The 17,354-nt window shown below is 69.9% G+C and carries 8 protein-coding genes and 1 pseudogene; 3 read left to right on the top strand and 6 right to left on the bottom strand.

The features are described from left to right. Positions 1-107: 107 nt before the first annotated feature. Positions 108-5,510, bottom strand: coding sequence for a chitinase N-terminal domain-containing protein (locus C9992_RS14655; protein ID WP_106816370.1), 5,403 nt, complete (start codon positions 5,508-5,510; stop codon positions 108-110). 247 nt (positions 5,511-5,757) lie between these two features. Between C9992_RS14655 and C9992_RS14650 the strand changes: the two genes are divergently transcribed. Then, entirely contained in the window at positions 5,758-6,867 is a 1,110-nt protein-coding gene (locus tag C9992_RS14650) for a substrate-binding domain-containing protein (RefSeq protein WP_106816369.1), read from the top strand. 51 nt (positions 6,868-6,918) lie between these two features. Here C9992_RS14650 and C9992_RS14645 read toward each other — a convergent pair whose 3' ends face one another. From C9992_RS14645 to C9992_RS14625, 5 genes and pseudogenes are all read right to left on the bottom strand, one after another. Further along, a complete protein-coding gene (locus C9992_RS14645) occupies positions 6,919-7,740 on the bottom strand; it encodes an isocitrate lyase/PEP mutase family protein (RefSeq protein ID WP_106816368.1) in 822 nt (273 codons plus the stop codon). Positions 7,741-7,743: 3 nt separating this feature from the next. Beyond that, the gene (locus C9992_RS14640; protein WP_106816367.1) at positions 7,744-14,148 is read right to left on the bottom strand and encodes a DUF7507 domain-containing protein; all 6,405 of its coding nucleotides are present in this window, start codon (positions 14,146-14,148) and stop codon (positions 7,744-7,746) included. A 274-nt stretch (positions 14,149-14,422) separates the two neighbouring features. After that, positions 14,423-14,653: pseudogene (locus tag C9992_RS18585) on the bottom strand (SdrD B-like domain-containing protein); the annotation flags it as partial. A gap of 285 nt (positions 14,654-14,938) precedes the next feature. Beyond that, positions 14,939-15,457: a hypothetical protein gene (locus tag C9992_RS14630; RefSeq protein ID WP_235008250.1), complete on the bottom strand. Its 519-nt coding sequence runs from the start codon at positions 15,455-15,457 to the stop codon at positions 14,939-14,941. A gap of 95 nt (positions 15,458-15,552) precedes the next feature. Beyond that, positions 15,553-15,741 carry a hypothetical protein gene (locus tag C9992_RS14625; protein ID WP_106816366.1) on the bottom strand — a complete coding sequence of 63 codons (189 nt, stop codon included), beginning with the start codon at positions 15,739-15,741 and terminating at the stop codon, positions 15,553-15,555. 57 nt (positions 15,742-15,798) lie between these two features. On the opposite strand from C9992_RS14625, the gene C9992_RS14620 reads away from it, so the two are divergent. Both C9992_RS14620 and C9992_RS14615 read left to right on the top strand, forming a co-directional pair. Beyond that, the gene (locus C9992_RS14620) at positions 15,799-16,518 is read left to right on the top strand and encodes a histidine phosphatase family protein (protein WP_106816365.1); all 720 of its coding nucleotides are present in this window, start codon (positions 15,799-15,801) and stop codon (positions 16,516-16,518) included. After that, positions 16,502-17,353, top strand: coding sequence for an ADP-dependent NAD(P)H-hydrate dehydratase (locus C9992_RS14615; RefSeq protein ID WP_106816364.1), 852 nt, complete (start codon positions 16,502-16,504; stop codon positions 17,351-17,353). The genes C9992_RS14620 and C9992_RS14615 overlap by 17 nt, the downstream gene beginning before the upstream one ends. The last annotated feature ends 1 nt before the right edge of the window (position 17,354 follow it).

The following is a 17,354-nucleotide window of genomic DNA, read 5'->3' as shown; positions in this document are numbered from 1 at the left end:
GCGGAAGAGCGAGGAACGAGCGAGGAAGAGCGAGGAACGAGCGCGGAAGAGCGGGCCGGAACGCCCCGGACCCGGCGACAGCCCGGGGCGTTTCGTGCCGGTTGGTCCTACTTCGACACGGTCACCTTGAGCGGAGCGCTCGTGGTCGTGCCTGCGGCGTTGGTGAACTCCACGGTGTACGTGTACGTCCCCTTGGCCTTGCCGGTGACCGCGACCTGCGCATGCTGCGCCCCGGGGGTGGCGGCCGTCAGCGCACCGGCGCCGACCTCGACGCCGTTCTCGAGGAACCGGTACGACGTCGCGTTGGTGCCCCACCACAGGTCGGCGGTCACGGTGTAGGTGCCGTCGCCGTCCTTGTTGCCGGCGGACAGCGACGGCTTGCCGGGAGAGGCGTCCGTCACCTTCACGGTGAGCGGCTGGGTGGCGGTGCTGCCCTTCGAGTTGAGCAGCTCGCCGGTGAACACGTAGGTGCCGTCGGCCAGACCCTCGATGTCGACGACCGCGCGCTGCGCCCCCGGCGACATCATCGTGAGCGGAACCTTGGCGATGAGCTCGCCGTCGCGGTACAGCTTGAACAGCGAGCCGTTCTCACCCCACCACAGGTTCATCGTCAGCTGGAACGTGCCGTCCTTCAGCCCGGTGTCCCACCCGTCGTTCGACGACAGCACTCCCTTGGCCGGAGCGGACTTCGCGCCGTCGTTCTGCGCCACCTCGGGAAGGGTGACGGATGCCGTCGCCGCCGACCGCTCGCCTTCGCCGAGCTCGTTGACCCCGGCCACCTCGTACGCGTGCGTCGATCCAAGCTCCAGCCCCTTCACGGTGCACGCGGTGGCGCTGGTCTCGCACACGGGCTCGTCAGCACCGGCCTCGTACACGCGGTAGCCCGAGAATCCCGGACCGGCGGGCGCCGAGGCATCCCACGTGACGCGGATCGACGTGTCACCGGCGAGCGCCGCCGCCGCATTCTGCGGCGCTCCGGGCAGCGTCTCGTCAGCCACGGCGAGCCACGAGATGACGGGCTTCTCGCTGCCGGCGCCCTCGTTGGTCACGACGTAGTCCACCGTCGCGGGAGCCGCCAACGTGAAGGTCAGCGATGCTGCGAGCGGCGTGTTCGATCCCGAGAGCGGAATGCTCCCCTTCGCGAGCTCCGTGCCGGCGACCGAGACTGTCTGGTACATCGAGCGGTTGATGTTCCACCACTCGGTGAACCCGCCCGTCAGGGTGTACGTGCCGGCGTCCAGCGGCAGACGGTAGATCAGCTTCGTCGTGTCCTGGTAGAGGCCGGTGGAGTACTTGTCGGTGATGTCGGTGGTCCCCTTGGTCTTCATGCCGTCAGCGACATATCCCCACTGATCCGCACTCGACGAGACCTGGTCGACCTGGTCGTTGCGCAGCGTGACCGACTCCGCGACGGCCGTGTACTGCGGCGACGCCACGCCGTTGGTGCCGGAGTCGATGTAGTACACGAGCGCCTGCGGCACGATCTCGAACGCCGCGACGACCGCCTGGTCGGTGTCGGTCAGTCGGCCGGTGACCGTGAGCTTCGCGAACTCGCTGCGCGGCTGCGCGGCGGATGCCGCATCCCACTCGACCGCCTTCTCGGCACCCGCGACGCGCACCGTGTCGGGCAGCTCGTCCGCCACGCCGAGGGCGCCCTGGACGCCCAGGTCGCGCGGGAGCGTCTGCACGTACACCAGCGCCAGCCGCGCGTTGTAGCCGCTGGTGCCGTTGGTGCCGAACTCCACGTGCACCACGCTGTCGGCGTCGAGGGTGACCTTCTGCGCGACCGGGGTGGCCCCTCCGGTCGACGTGGCGGTCACGGTGCTCCCGGCGCCGCCGCCGACCGTGACCTTCGAGTACACGTTGGTGGTGAGGCCCGCGCGCGGCGCCTGCACGGCGACGATGTTGTACGACCCTGCCGGCAGCGTCAGGTGATACGTGACCGGCTTGTTGTAGTCGGCGCCCACGTACGACGAGCCCCAGTCCTGCGGAGTGCCCGCCGCCAGCGTCGTCGCGGCGGTGGAGTAGCCCCACGTCGGGCCCGAGGCTGTTCCGTCCCACTTCTGGTCGCTGGTGTCGTTGAGCAGGTCGGGGAAGGATGCCTTGACCGCGGCGTAGGCCGAACCCTCCGGCGCCCCGGTCGCCCCGGAATCGACGAAGTAGGTGAGGTCAGCGGGCGTCACGAGCACGGTGGCACTGAACCGCTGGTACAGACCCGACGACAGCTTCTCGGTCGACCGCCCGGTCGCGACGAACGTGCCGAGCTCCGCGACCGTCTTGGCGCTGTTGAGGGATGCGAGGCTCCAGGTGACCTCGGCCTCGGCTCCTCCCAGCGTCAGCGACTCCGGAAGCGTGCGGTCGTCGGACGCGATCGAGACCACCCCGAGCGCGAGCACGTCGGGGCTGACGTCCTTCGGGGTCAGGCCATCGGCGGCGGCGGCCACTCGCGCCGCCAGGGCCGCGGCGCCTTCGGCATCGAGGCCATACGCGTCCGGGTCCTTCAGCGCGTCCTGCGCGTCGCCGCGGACCACGGCGAAGGGTGCCCACGTCTCCGGGCTGTACTCGCTCTCCTGCAGGCCCTTCACGGACTCCAGGGCCGCCGCCAGCCCGGTGGTGTCGACGCGAGCGGAATCCGCCGTCGCGGTGATCACGCCCACGGCGTCCACGTTGATGGAGGCGTCGTTCGCCGTCTTGATGACCACGGTGTGGGCGGCGTCACGCAGTCCGCGCAGCATGAACGTCGTGCGCTCGCTGCCGGCGCTGAAGGTCGGAGCCCCGGCAGCCACCTGAACCCCGTCGACGATGACGTCGAGCGTCGTCGTCCCGGAGTTCGTGCCGATGATGTCGAGCCCGGTCCCCGTGAACGAGTAGGTCATGGCCGCGCCCTTGGCCGTGCTCTTGGACGCGGTGCGCTGCCATTCGAACATCCCCTGGCCGTTCACGTGGCTCCAGTTGCCGTCGAACTCCAGCACCGGCACCGACGTGTCGGCCCAGCTGGTCTGGTGCATACCGTCGATGATCGTGTCGTAGTACGGCGTGTAGCCGGGCAGGTTCTGCACCTTCAGGTTGTCGAACTGCACGAAGTTGAAGCTCGAGCCCAGCTGGATGCGGCCGGTCGCCTGCGGGGCGGCATCGGTGAAGCTCGCGATCTCGACGCCGTTGACCAGCGCCTTGTAGACCGGTCCCGCCACGCTCACCGCGATGTTGTTCCATACTCCGGGGCCGGTCTTGAAGGCGGCCGCCGGAGTCCCGGCGAGGCTCCCGCTGGACAGCGTCGCACCGAAGCGCATGAAGGTCCAGGCGCCGGTCGGGTCGATCCGCAACTCGGCTGCCGACACGCTCTGACCATTGGCGGTGCCGCCCTGTTCCCGCGCGCCGATGGTGGCGTACTGCGCGCCGCCGGCCTCGAAGAGCACATCGGCCGACACGGTGTAGTTCGCCCACCGCGCATCGCCGATCGTCGTCTTCGGGTCGCCGCCGTTCCACGCGCCACCGGCCATGCCCGGCCCGACCTGCTGACGCAGCACACGCTCGTGCGCGGCATCCCCCGTCGCAACCGACTCGAAGGCGCCGTTCGTGTCGTTGGTGTACCGGGGAGTGGCGCCGTTGTCCTCGTTCTGCACGGCCGGGGTGCCGGACGGCTTCGCCTTGGCGCCGCGGCTGTCGAGGTACGACTCGCCGCTGTCCACCAGCTGACCGGTCGCCGGGTCGTAGCCCTTGATGGCGTCCTCCTCGGCGTAGTCGAAGTCGTCGGCGTAGAGCACGTCGTCATCGGTCACGCCGTTGACGTTGCCGCTGCCGTCGGTGTCGAGGACGTCACGGCCGCCGTCGGCGTCGGTGTACTCGGGCGAGGAGGGCAGCGAGCTGCCGTAGCCCTCCTTGGCCGTCAGTGCGCCGCCGGCACCCGCCGTGGCGTGGTCGAGGGTCGTGAAGGTGAGCGCCGACCACGGCTTGACGGTGATCGTGTACGAGCCGTCCGCTGCGGGCGAGAGCTCGCCGACGGGCTGGAGGTAGTTCGCGTCGTAGGCCTCACCGTCATCGGCGGCGCGCGTCTCCCACAGCTCCGCCGTCTGGTCCGGCCCGAGGTCGAGGCCGTTCGCGACGATCCGGTAGGTCTTGGTGAACTTCGAGTCGTTGACGATGACGGTCGAGAAGTCCGACGCGTCCGGCGCCGCGAGCGTCGTGTACGACGCGCCGCCGGCCCGTGCGCCGCCGGGCGGATTGCCGGTGCCGAGCTCGCTGCGAGAGGCCTGCGGGATGGCCCGCCAGATGCCTGCCGTGTTGTCGGCGTTCTCCCACCCGAGCTTCGCGAACTGGGTGAACTGCTCGAGCACCGCCAGGCCCCCGTCGTAGTACATCCAGCCCGACCACGGCTCCCGGGCGTTCACGAGCTCCTTGGACGAGTACTGGAACCCGTCGTAGAACGAGCCGATCGCCGGCTGGAAGATGTTGAGGGTGCGCCGCGAGGCGGAGAAGCCCGTCGTCACCCAGTTGCCCATCTCGAGGGCGCTGTTGGTGCCGCCGAACCGGGTTCCGAAACCGCCCTGCTCATCACTGGCGTTGTTGTTCGGGCGGTCCGCCGAACTCGAGAACGTCGACTGACCTTCCGAGTTCCAGACCTCCTTGTCGAGCTGCTCGGCGATCTTCTTCATGTTGCCGGCGCTGTCGTCGGCGCTGGAGTAGTGGAAGCCGACGACGTCGACGGCGTCGCGCAGCGAGGAGTCGGTGGCCGAGGTCATCGCGTTGCCGAACGACAGCGGCGGCGTGCCGACGGTGTCGGCGGCGATGGTCTGGATGGAGTGGAAGAGGTTCTTCTCCTCTTCCGAGGCGAAGCCGTTGTTCGGGTCTGCGGCACTCGCCCCCTGGTAACCCGTGGTGTCGCCCTGCACCCAGCCCGAGAAGTCCTTGTACAGCTGGATGTTCGGGTTGCCGGTCTCGTTCGTGTCGGGGTTGATGGAGTCCACCATGACCCCGTATTCCCGGTAGGCGGCGAGCACGGTGTTCTTGAACCAGATGTACTGGTCGGCGTCGCCGGCCACCCACGCCGGCCGGTTCCAGCGCAAGAGGCTCACGTGGACGTCTCCGTGGGCAACGAGCTGCGCGTCGGCGGCCAGCTGGAATCCCGGCTCGCGCAGGACGTTCGGGTACTCGTCCCGCGTGCGCATGGTCGAGGCGTTGGGACCCGTCGACGTGTTGCGGTCGTTACCCATCTCGATCTTGACGGTGTTCATGATCGGGTGGTCGCCGCCGAAGAGCGTCTCGATGAGCTCCCAGTACTTGTCGGGATGCTGCGACTTGTAATCGAGAAGAAGGGCGCTGGTCGAGTTCGCCGACAGCACGCCGAAGCCTTTGAAGGTGAGGCCGTTGCGGTTCTGCGCGGCGGCGGCGACGTCGGCGCCGTTGACCGTCACCACGACGGGATCCGTCACGGCCGCCTGAGCGACCGTCGGCACGGTGATCGGGGCGGCGACCACGGCGGCCGTGACCACGGCCGTCCACGTGGCGCGCATCCGCCGACCCGCCCGCCGCGGGGTCGTCCGAACCGCCTTCGGACGAGGCATCCTTGCCTCCGACATCTGCATTCTCCGTTCGCAGGGCTTCACCCGTGCGGCCTGGTCGGGTCCCGGGCCGCACACACGGGCACGACCGCGTGCCCGCAGCGAGATCATCCTCCGCGGAGCACGGATGCGGGAAGCAAATCGAACACAATCGTTCAGTGTTGAACGAATTCGATCACGCTTGTACGCTGAGCCGATCATGGAACAGCCGTCAGACCCCCCGGCGTTCGGGCTCTCACGCCGCGAGCACATCCTCGACGAGTTGCGGCGGACGGGCGCGGTCCGCGTGGCAGACCTGGCCCGCGAACTCGGCGTCTCGGAGCTGACGATCCGGCGTGACATCGGCCACCTCGCCGACCGGGGTCTGGTGACGCGTGTGCACGGCGGGGCGACGCTGCGCAGCCGCCTGGACACGACGGTGCCCGCCTCGCCGTCGGGCGCCGCGATCCGATTCCGTGTCGGGATGGTGGTGCCCTCCCTCACGTATTACTGGCCACACGTCATCATCGGGGCGCGCGCCGCGGCGACCGAGCTCGGAGTGCAGCTGATCCTCCGCGGCGCGAGCTACTCCGTCGACGACCAGCGCCGGCAGATCTCCTCGCTCGTCGAGTCCGGGAGCCTGCACGGGCTCATCGTCGCGCCGGAGACGCAGGGGCCCGACGGCCGGGCGCTGCTGCACTGGCTCGAGGCCCTGCCGATCCCGGTGGTGCTGGCCGAGCGACGCGTCCCCTCGGCGCTGGCCCTCACGAGCCTCGAGTGGGTGACGACCGACCACGTGTTCGGCGGCTCTCTGGCCGCGGACCATCTGGCCGCGCTCGGGCACCGTCGCGTCGGCATCCTGACCTCCGCCGGCTCCCCCACGTCGTGGCAGCTGCGGCGCGGGTGGGATCGTGCGGTCGGCGAACTGGGTCTGGAGTGCCTCGTCGACGTGGATGCGACCATCGACTCCCTCGACGGTGTCGCCCGCGAGGCGCTCGTGTCCGATCTGCTCGAGCAGTGCCGCCGTACTCGGACGACCGCCCTGCTGATCCACAACGATCCGCAGGCGGTGCTGCTGCAGCAGTATGCGCGGGACCACGGCTGGGCCATTCCGGAGGATCTCGCCGTGGTGGCCTACGACGACGAGGTGGCCGAGAGCGCGGAGCCGCCCATCACAGCGCTGCGACCGCCGAAGCAGCACATCGGCAGGCTCGCGGTGCAGGCGATGGTGGATCGTCTGACCGAGGGATCCCGCAGGCCGGTGCAGCGCACCCACGTGCTGCCGGTGCTGTACCCGCGCGAGTCGAGCGCCGCCGTCGCACCGCGATGACCGAGCGGGCCGATCGGCGTCTCGACGCCGTAAGGGGGGCGGATGCCGCGGTCAGGCGCCGAACCGGCGCTGCGCCTCCCGATACGGCATCGCGCCGTCGAGGAACCCGAGGGTTCCCGTCTCACGCAGTTCCCGCCCGGCGCGTTCCACCGCACTGAGCACTGCTCGGGCCAGCCCTCCTCCGATGCTCACGCGCCGGACGCCGAGCTGGAAGAGCGACGGTGCAGGGATGACGGTCGGTGTGAGGCCGGCCACGAGGTTCAGCGGTGCGGGGATCTCCGCGGCCAGGCGACGGATGGCGTCCGGGTCATCGACGCCGGGAACGAAGATCGCGTCGGCGCCGGCATCCACGTACCGGCGTGCCCGTTCCACCGTCTCGGCGAACGGATCGCCCTCGAGGGTGTCGACGAAGTAGGCGTCCGTCCGCGCGTTGAGCACGAAGGTGCCTGCGGGCGCGGCCGCCCGTGCGGCGGCCACGCGTTCGGCGGCCTCGTCGATCCCGAACAGCCGGCCCGCCACCGCGTCCTCGAGATTCGCGCCTGCGGCGCCGAGTCCGACCGCCCGCGCGACCGTGCGGGCGACGTCTTCGGGATGGTCGCCGTATCCCGCCTCCAGGTCGGCACTGACCGGGACCTGCACGGCCGCGACGATCTCGGCGATCCGCTCGAACATGCGATCCGCATCCAGTCCTCCGCCGTCGGGAACACCCAGCGACCAGGCGACCCCGGCGCTGGTGGTCGCGATGGCGGGGAACCCGGCCTGCTCGAGGATTCGCGCCGAACCCGCATCCCACGCGTTGGGGATCACGAACCCCGGTCCCGAGTGCAGCGCAAGGAGGGCGGCGGCGCGGTCGATGTGTGGCGTGTCGTCCATGCTTCAAGCTTTGCGCCGCCGGCGTCCGATCACCACCAGGAGCCCGCCCACCAGTGCCAGCACGGAACCGCCGACGATCGACGCGATCGGAATCGCCGCACCACCAGTCACCGGCAGCCCCGCAACGGCCGCGGGCGCCGGCTGAGTCGGGGGTCCCGCCGCGAAGCCGGTGTAATGGGAGGGATCCTCATCGGTGATGACCACATCGAGCCCGGGGACCTCGGCGGTGACCGTGCCGAGGTTCGCGTACGGGCCCGCGATGGCGCTTCCGAAGGCGTTGCAGGTCAACGAATCACCGGGCTGGAGCGGGCCCGGGACGACGTGGGATTGCACGCCACCGCACCAGATGTCACCGGCCGGCACTTTGTCGTCGGCTACCGAGATGTCGGTGAGCGGGACGTTGCCGGTGTTGGTCACCACGTACGTCCACTCCACCACACTCCCGGCCCCGACGTGCACTCCGGGCGCGTCATCGGCATCCTGTCCGTTCGTCGACTTCTCGATGTCGACACCGGGGACGGCGCCGAAGTAGTGCGACGGGTCCTCGTCGGTCACCTGCTGCTGATCGGGATCCACTCCCGACACCGCCCCCGTGTTGACGTACTGCCCGGAGGTGGCCGTTCCCGCCGCGACGCACGTGAAGGAGGCGCCGGGCGCCAGCGGTCCGGCGATGAGGTTCGCGCCGGTGCCGTCGCAGTCGATGTCAGCGGCGTCGACCTGATCGTCGGTCACCGTGATGCTCATGAGAGGGACATTGCCGACGTTGGTCACGGTGTACGTCCAGCGCACCGAGCCGCCCACCATCACGAAGGGGCCGGGCACGGCATCGGCATCGGCCCCGTTGGTCCACTTCTCGATGTCGATGGCGGGCGCGGCGGCGAAGTAGTGCGACAGATCTTCGTCGGTCACCTCCGCGGGAGGCTCCGGTTCCCCGTCCTCACCGGTCAGCTGTGGTCCCGCGGCGGTGACGGTGCCGGTGTTCTCGTATTGGCCGGCGGCTGCGAGCCCTTGCGCGATGCAGGTGAAGGACGCGCCCGGCTCGAGCGGCCCCGTGATCACGTTCTGGCCGGTGCCGTCACAGTCGATCTGCGACGCCGCGATCTTGTCATCGGTCACGACGATGTCCCTCAGCGCCACGTTTCCCGTGTTGGTCACCACGTACGTCCAGGTGATCGCCGCCCCCTCGGAGACCCGCACACCGGGCGCCTCATCCGCGTCCTCGCCGTTGGTCGCCTTCTCGATGTCGATCGTCGGCGCCGCCCCGAAGTAGTGCGAGAGATCGCGGTCCGTCACCTCCAGCGGTGGCTCCTCGGGTTCGCCCTCCGGGCTCGTCGTCGTCGGGGCCGTGCCGGTCACGCTGCCGGCGTTGACGTACTGTCCTGCCACCGCGGAACCGGTCGCCACGCAGGTGACCGACGCGGTGGGGGCAAGCGGCCCGGGAATCACGTTGCTGCCCGTGCCACCGCAGTCGATGACCGCGGCATCCACCATGTCGTCGGTGACGGTGACATTCGTCAACGGAACGTTCCCGGTATTGGTGACGACGTACGTCCACCGCACGGGGCTGCCGACGGCCACCGTCGGTCCGGTGCCCTCGTCGGCGTCGGCCCCGTTCGTGGCCTTTTCGATGTCGACCTCGGGCACCCACCCGAAGTAGTGCGAGAGGTCGTCGTCGGTGACCTCGGTCGCCGTCGGGTCCAGCGCCGTGACCGTGCCCGTGTTCTCGTACTGTCCGGCCGTCGCCACTCCCGTGGCGGTGCAGCTGAACGCGCCGCCCGGTGCCAGAGGTCCGGGCACGAAGTTGGTGCCGGTGCCCGAGCACTCGATGGACTCCGGGTCCACTTTGTCGTCGGTCACCTCGATGTCCGTCAGATCCACCGCACCCGTGTTGGTGACGACGTAGGTCCACCGCACCTCGCCGCCGAGAGGGATGTAGGGGCCTGTCGGCTCGTCGGCGTCCTGCCCGTTCGTCGACTTCTCGATGTCGATGGCGGGCTCAGGCAGGAGCGCGAGGTCGACGGAGAAGGTGCTGAAGGCGTCCGGGATCAGCGGTGGCGCCAGTCCTGCGACGTCCTCGCCGGTCGGACCGTCGGCTCCGATCAGGCGGCCACCGTCGTACCGGTACGACAGCGTCACGGGAGTGCTGCTGAGCCCGGTCGACTCGGGATCGGGCGTGGCTGTGTTGTTGTTGTCCGCGGTCTCGTTGGGGTCGTTCGCGTCGCTGGATCCCACCGTGCGCACGACGTGGTCGGCCAGCGGGCCGCCGGCACGGAACATCGCGGCGGGAATGTGCACGGTGTACCGGCCCGCCGGGATCTTCGCGACCGACCAGCGTCCCTGCGCGTCCGTGATGGCCGACGCGACGACTTCGCCGTCGGCGTCCCGCACCTGCACGGTCACGCCGGCGGCGCCCTGCTCGCCGGCATCGAACCTCCCGTTTCCGTTGCGGTCGATCCAGACCAGATCGCCCAAGGTGAAGCCCGGCATGAGCACGTACGGCTCGCTCGAGAGAAGCGGCTGGGTGGGGAACGTCGGCGAGTAGATCATCGCGCGGTTGACGTACACGTTGTCCAGGTCGGTGCTCGTCGAGACCATCGGGATGAGGGCGCGCACGCGGGTCCCGGTCCCGAGCCACTCCGCGGCCACGAAGCGCACCGCCGTCACATCATCGAAGTCGGTGATCTCCGCAGCGGTGCGCCACAGGCCACCGGGGGCCGCGGGATCCGCGTTCGCCGGATCCCGGGGGTCGTGGCTGAGCGTGGCGGGCGCGCTCGTCGCGTAATACCACGTTCCCGCGACGCTCCCGGCACCGCCGCGGACGAACGTCGGCGCCGCGAGCGCACCGGTCAACTGCACGACACCCTCGTAGTCGGAGGCGTACTGGTCACGGGCGGAGCCGACGCCGGCCTGCCCGTCGCCGTTCCACGGCAGCACGTCGATGAGGTCGGTGGGCTGGTACGAGATGACGGTAGACGTGTTGGCCCAGTCCAGTGACCAGGTGTACGTCTCGCCGCTGGCGACGAACGGCTTGTCCACCGTCTTGACCAGTCCCAGCTGACCGGAGCCTGTCGCGCGCGTGGTCGCGGTGGCGGTCGGCGTGTTCTGAGAACTGGGTGATTCCGCCCTCACGGTGTTGACATACGTGTCGCCCGGCTGCGCGACCGTCTCGAGCGTGGCGCACAGCTGCAAGGCGGTCGCGCCCGTGCGCACCCAGTAGTTCGCCGCGGTCGCGGTGATATCGCCCAGCGAGAAGATCACCTCCCGAGTCGCGGCGTTGTAGCTGACGGTCACCCCTGCCGGCAGTCGCGACTGCGTGCAGACGGGGTTGTAGATGAGCCCCGCGGGGACGGTGTCGATGACGCGGACGTTCTCCATGACCGCGCCGACGGCCGCGTCGTTGATGCCGATGCTCAGGTTCCAGATGGCGTCCTGACCCGGCAGATACGTCGCCTGGCCGACCGTCTTGGCAACCGCCAGTCGCATGCCCTGATAGCGCAGCTCCTTCTGCATGAGGTTCCAGCCGTCGCCTCGGGGTCCCTGCGACCAGCCGCCGACGTTCGACAGGCGAATGCCGGTGAGCATGGGCTCGCCGCTGTTCGGGCCGCCGTTGTAGACGCTGCGGACCCGAAGGGGCACTTTCAGCGAGAGCACGAAGCCCGCGTGCTCGGTGTGCGCCGGGTCGGCGGGACGCACGCGCACCATGTTGACCCTGTCACGCCAATCCGCCCCGAATGCCGTCGGATCCGTCTGCCACGGACCGGAGTGGCTGCGGCAGTTCGTGTTGTCGGCGACGAGCGAGGAGCGGTCGACGGGGTACAGTCCGCCGGCCTGCGGGCCCGCTTGCGTGTTGACGGCGTTGGACCCTGCGGCGTACTCGATGACGTAGTCGCCGGGATTGTCGAGGCCGATGGAGGATGCCGCGGAGGCGGGCCCATCGATCGCGAGGACGGAGACATCGAACGTGTCGCAGACGGTGGGGCTGTCTACCGGGAACCCGCGGGTGTCCTGCGCACCGGGCGCTTGCACGCCTCGGGCCGGGTAGTTGCCGTTGTCCTGGGTGGGGGCATCCGCCGACAGCTCCGTCCACGACTGGACGCGTTGCCCGGAGGCGATGGTTCCGTTGTCGACCCACGCGTTGCCGGCCCCGTTGGTGTAGCGCTTGTAGCCGACCAGGGGGAGGTTGGCGGCCAGCTGACGGGAGACATCGGTCCAGACGATCGCGCCGTTCTGGCCCGTCTCATAGAAGCCGCCGGAGTTGTTCAGCAGGACGCCCTGCGGGATGTCTTCGCCCGCGTTGGGACCCCCGTTGTACTGCCAGCGCGACTGCAGCGGCAGGTACAGCCCGAGCGTGAAGGGACCCGTCTCGACGTGCCCGGCGATCACGGGCCGCACCCGGACCATGTTCACCTCGTCCCGCCAGTCGGCACCGAACATCGCGGCGGGATCGGTGGTCCACGGTCCGTCCTCGTCTCGGCAGGCACGCACCTCGGTGACGTTCGCGGAGTTGTCGAGCCCATTGCCCCCGCCCGTCTGTGTGTCGACGGCGTTCGTGCCGACCGCGTATTCGATCACGTAGTCGTTGCGATCGAAGCCCGGATTGCCGGTGTAGTCCTGCAGGTGGGGGTTCGGATCGGCGCCGGTGACGGGTGTGAGCGGGTCACCCGAGATCCGCCACACCGATACATCGAACACGTCGCACAGCATCGGGTCGGTGACCGAGATCCTGGCGGTGGTCGCGGAGGTCCATACGTGGGAGTTCACGACATCGCCGAGCGAGAACTGATTCCACGCCGTCAATCCGCCCGTGATCCCCTCGTACTGCTTGTCGCCCTGGAGCGTGCCGCAGTCGCTGACCGTGCTGCGCACAGTGAATGTGCGCGTGGCCACGTTGTTCCCCGTGGCGGTGTTGCCGTCCCATCCGGGTTCCCGGCCCGTGTCGTTGACGAGCCAGCCGCCTGCCGTCCACCCGTCGGTGTCACGCGCCTCGTTGCGCACCGAGAACGTGTCGTTCACGTTCGCGCGGCACGGATCGGGGATGCTCGGGGTGGGCACGAAGAAGAGCGCCGTCCAGGTGTTGCTCTTCGTGGTGTTGCCGTTGGAGTTGGGCGTGAAGCTCATGTCCCACCCGTCCGCCGGCTGAGGGCCCGTCTCGCACGTCGGCGTGCCGGTGTTGAAGTTTCCGGTGCTCGGGCTGCACGACAGCAGCACCGCGTCGGGGTACTGCGTCATCACGTCCTTGAACGCGAGGTCGTCGATATTGCTGGTGATGAGGCTGCCGCCCGACTCGGAGATGTTGAAGGCGTACTGCACGACGAAACCGGGAGTGGCCGGTGTCGCCGGATCGTTGTCGAGGTCGCGCTGCTGGAACTGCGGCGCCAGGGCGGTGTTGCCCTTCTGCAGGTCCCACCGGGGGGTTGTCGTCGGGAACTGCCGGCTCACCACGTTGTCGCCGGTTGCGGTCGTGCCGTCCCAGCCGGGTTCGAACCCGGGGGCGCTGCCACCTGGGGGGTTGTTCGGCTGACCTCCGATCATGTGCCAGCCGTCGGTGTGCTCGATCCGGTTCTCCCACGCCACCGTGCCCGCCGGGGGTGCGTCGCCCGGCTGCCACCCCGCGTCGACGGCGCGATACGCGTCGGTGGCCGGCACGAAGGTGCCCACCAGGATGTGCGCTGATTCGTAAGGCGAGTTGGCCGGCTTGGAGACGGTGATCGGCCAGCCGTCCGCTCCGGCGGCCTCGTTCTTCGGGCACGTGACCGTCCAGTCGGTCTCGAAGCGATCGTCGCCCGGTCGTTGACGCCCCGCGCAGTAGTGGAGGATGGCGTTGGGGAACTGCGTCATGCGGTCGGTGAGCGTGATGGGCCAATCCAGCTCGGAACCCCCCGCGCCGCGGAGGTTGTCGATGTCGATCCAGTAGTAGTGATCGAACCCGAGCGTGGGGACGCCGTTGATCGTCCGCGTGGCACGGATCGGCCCATTCTGGAGAGACTTCTTCGCCTCCCATTCCGCCGTCCCGGTGACCTCCACGACGGGACCGCGCACGGAGCCGGACTCCGCGGCGTCGTCCTGACCCGTGTACGCGCGTGCCGTGACGTCGGCGAAGCCGGGAATGGGGGTGTTGTCCGCGAAGCGATACGCCAGCTGCACGCTGCCCACGTTCGACGACATGGGCCCGAGATTGCACACCACCACGATCGAGCCATCGGGTCTGGTGACGGCGGACGAGGCCGGATTCGCGCCGTTCTCTGCGGCGAGGCATCCCGCCGGCAGGCCGTTGGTGCCCGGGCCAGAGAGCCGCAGCCGCGCGTCGGCGACATCCGACGGGTCTTCCGGGTCGGCCACGGGGTTGATCGTCATCTCGATGACCACGTTGGGCACGGTGACGGCGGCGGGAAGGCCCGTCAGCGACACCGGAGTAGTTCTGCAGCACCGTGTCACCCACCCGCACCAGGCAGTTGTCGGGGCCGGTGTCCATCCCGGGCCCCGGTGCGGGGTCCCACGGTGCGGCTCCCGTGGTGGCATATCCCTCGCACGAGCTCGGGATCTGCAGCCGATCGATCTTCAGGGTGGCGATCGGCTGGAGCCCGGCATCCCGGGCCGTCACCTGCGTGGGTCCCGCGATGGCGACCGGGCCCGTGATGCCGCGCTCCGGGTTTCCGGTGGTGGGGATCTCGGCGCGCGCGAACACGTTCTGTCCCGCGGCGCTGTCGGGGAAGCGATGGGCACCTGGTGCGACAACCCGGACGTAGTAGCTGCCGTCGGCCATGTTGGCGAAGCTGTAGCCGCCGTTCGTCCCCGTGGTCGTCGTCCTGACGACGGGTCCGGAAGGCGACGACAGAAGCTCGACGGTGACGCCCGGCTTGACGGACTCGTCCGGGGTGCGCAGGCCATCACGATTCGCATCTGCCCAGGCCACCCCGCTGATGAGACTGCCCTGCGCCGCCGATGCGACGCCCGGCGACAGCAGTCCAGCCGTCAAGGCGACGACCGCCGCGACTATCCACGCGCGTTTGAGCACGACATCCTCCCGTCCGCGCCGCGGCCCCCCGAAAACGTCGCAGTTCGATGCGGTGCTCGTCTCCCCCGAACCGACCGCGCGTCAGCGCTCCCGCCTACCGTGGCCCCGAGCGCCCGAAGGCGACATCACCCAGATCGAATGAAACGGCTGGTCAACCGGGCAGCGCGTTGCCTGCGGGCGCGCTCAGACGGCGTCGCTGCGCCGACGGATCCCTGCTCGCCACACGCGCTCAGCGATGAGCCAGGCGATCCCCAGCGCGCCGAGCTGACCGAGCAGCCGGCCGACGAACGCGCCGATGAGGATGAACGGCGTCACGTGCTCCGGTGAGAACACCGGCAACGACACCAGGAACAGCACGACGGCGGATGCCGCGGACGCCAGCACCCAGTCGAACCGCCGGAGCCTGCCGCGCACCCGCGCGAACAGCGCGAGTGTCGCGTCGAACGGAAGCGCACCGGCCAGGAGCGACACGATGACGAGCACCCCGAGCGGTGTCGACGCCGAGGAGAGCACGCCGACGATCAACGCCACCAGGGTGGCGGCGAAGGGCAGCGCGAGCAGTCGCCGCGCCAGGTACGGCAGGATGCTGTGCACCCCCGCCGCCAGCGCGTACGCCGGTGGGAACGTGGCGGCCAGCAGCACGGTGATGGGCGTCACCGCCAGCAGCAGAAGAGCTCCGATCGCCCCGAACGCCGCCGCCACGAGCAGATCGCGTGTGGTCGCCCGCCTCGACGTCCGGCCGCTGCGCGCAGGACGGGGCGTGGTGGCCGAGCCCGCCGGTTCGGCGTCCCGCGCGTTCAGGCGAGCTCCTCGACGGCCCACGCCAGGCCCGTCGTCACACCGAAGCGGACGGCGCCGCCGTCGGCCAGGTCGAGTGTCACGATCTCCCCCGTCGGGCGAGAGAGGAACAGTGCGAGATCCTCGGCGGAGTACTTGTCGGCGAGGTGGAATCGGGCGCCGTTGACGTGAAGGGCGAGGTCGGTCATGGCCGAACACTATCGGCCCGAGGCGACCTGCTGCCACGCGGGCCGTAGCCTGGACCTGTGGCGGTGAAGGAGCTGTGGCTGGTGCGGCACGGAGAGAGTGTCGGGAACGTCGCCGCCACGCGCGCGGAGGTCGACGGCCTGGATGCGATCCCGCTCGACATCCGCGACGCGGACGTACCGCTCTCGCCGACGGGCGAGGAGCAGGCGCGGGCGCTGGGTCGGTGGCTGGACGGGCGACGCGACGACATCGACTGCTACTGGGTGTCGCCGTACCTGCGAGCACGGCAGACCCTGGCATTGGCGTCGGGGAACCGCGCGGTCACCGCCGTCGTGGACGAGCGGCTGCGGGATCGGGAGCTCGGCATCCTCGACCTGCTCACCCGCCGGGGCGTCGCCCGCCTGCATCCCGAGGAGGCGGCGCGCCGACGTCACCTCGGCAAGTTCTACCACCGTCCTCCCGGCGGGGAGTCGTGGGCAGACGTCGCGCTGCGGCTGCGATCGTTCCTGCGCGACGGGCTCGAGCAGCCTGCGCAGCGCGCCCTGCTGGTTGCCCATGACGCGGTGGTGATGCTGCTGCTCTACGTCCTTCTGCCGATGCGCGAAGACGAGCTCCTCGAGTTCGCCGCCGACCACACCGTCCTGAACGCCTCGGTGACCCACCTCGTCCGCGGCGCGGACGGGTGGCGTCTCGACGCCTTCTCGGACGTCGCACACCTTCAGCGCGAGGGCGCTGACGTCACCGTGCACCCCGGGAGCCCCGATGTCGAACCGGAGTGAGCAGGTCACCGCGGCGGTCCTGCGGGCGTGGGGCCTGCCCGACCCGGGAGACTCCAAGAAGACGCGCGGGGAGGTCATGATCTTCGCCGGATCCCGCAGTGCACCCGGCGCGGCGCTGCTCGCGGGTGAAGCCGCGCTGCGCGTGGGCGCCGGGCGGGTCGGTCTCGCCGTGCCGCCCTCCATCGACGTGCACATCGGTGTCGCCCTCCCGGAGGCGGGCGTGTTCGCCCTGCCCGAGGACGCCTCCGGCCCGCTGCCCGGGCGCCTGCGTGAGCACGTCGCCTCGGCGGACGCGGTGCTGGTCGGCCCGGGGTTCGACGATCCAGACCAAACGCGGGCCACGCTTCTCGCCGTCGCCGGCGCGCAACCGAGCCTGCTCGTCGTGGATGCCTTCGCGACCGGCGTGCTTCCCGACGTCGACCGGACGGCACTGCCCGACCGGCTGATCGTCAACGCCAACAAGGAGGAGGCCGGCATCCTGCTCGGCCGCGCGCTCGCAGACGACGCGCCCGCGGACCTGCTCGAGATCGCACGCCGCTTCGACGCCGTCATCAGCTGCTACGGTCTGACGGCGCATCCCGATGGCAGGACGTGGCGCAGCGATGAGGGCGGGCCCGGGCTCGGGACGTCGGGCAGCGGCGACGTGCGAGCGGGCGCCATCACAGGCTTCGCGGGTCGCGGCGTCGACGCCGCCCAGGCGGCGGTCTGGGGATCGTGGGTCCACGCCCGGGCGGGGAGCCGGCTCACCGAGCGCTCCGGCTTGGGCTTCCTCGCGCGGGAGCTGGCGGGTGAGCTGACGCCCACGCTGCACGAAGTGCTGGGATCGGCTTCCTGAG

This window comes from Microbacterium timonense (assembly GCF_900292075.1).
GTDB lineage: Bacteria > Actinomycetota > Actinomycetes > Actinomycetales > Microbacteriaceae > Microbacterium > Microbacterium timonense.
Note: the sequence above shows the minus strand (reverse complement) of the source record. Positions and strands in the feature narration are given on the sequence as shown.

What these genes read in the sequence shown, in the direction of transcription:
- C9992_RS14655 (WP_106816370.1), bottom strand. Translation starts at nt 5,510, where the DNA reads ATGCGCGCCACGTGGACGGCCGTGGTCACGGCCGCCGTGGTCGCCGCC.
- C9992_RS14650 (WP_106816369.1), top strand. Translation starts at nt 5,758, where the DNA reads ATGGAACAGCCGTCAGACCCCCCGGCGTTCGGGCTCTCACGCCGCGAG.
- C9992_RS14615 (WP_106816364.1), top strand. Translation starts at nt 16,502, where the DNA reads ATGTCGAACCGGAGTGAGCAGGTCACCGCGGCGGTCCTGCGGGCGTGG.
- C9992_RS14645 (WP_106816368.1), bottom strand. Translation starts at nt 7,740, where the DNA reads ATGGACGACACGCCACACATCGACCGCGCCGCCGCCCTCCTTGCGCTG.
- C9992_RS14625 (WP_106816366.1), bottom strand. Translation starts at nt 15,741, where the DNA reads ATGACCGACCTCGCCCTTCACGTCAACGGCGCCCGATTCCACCTCGCC.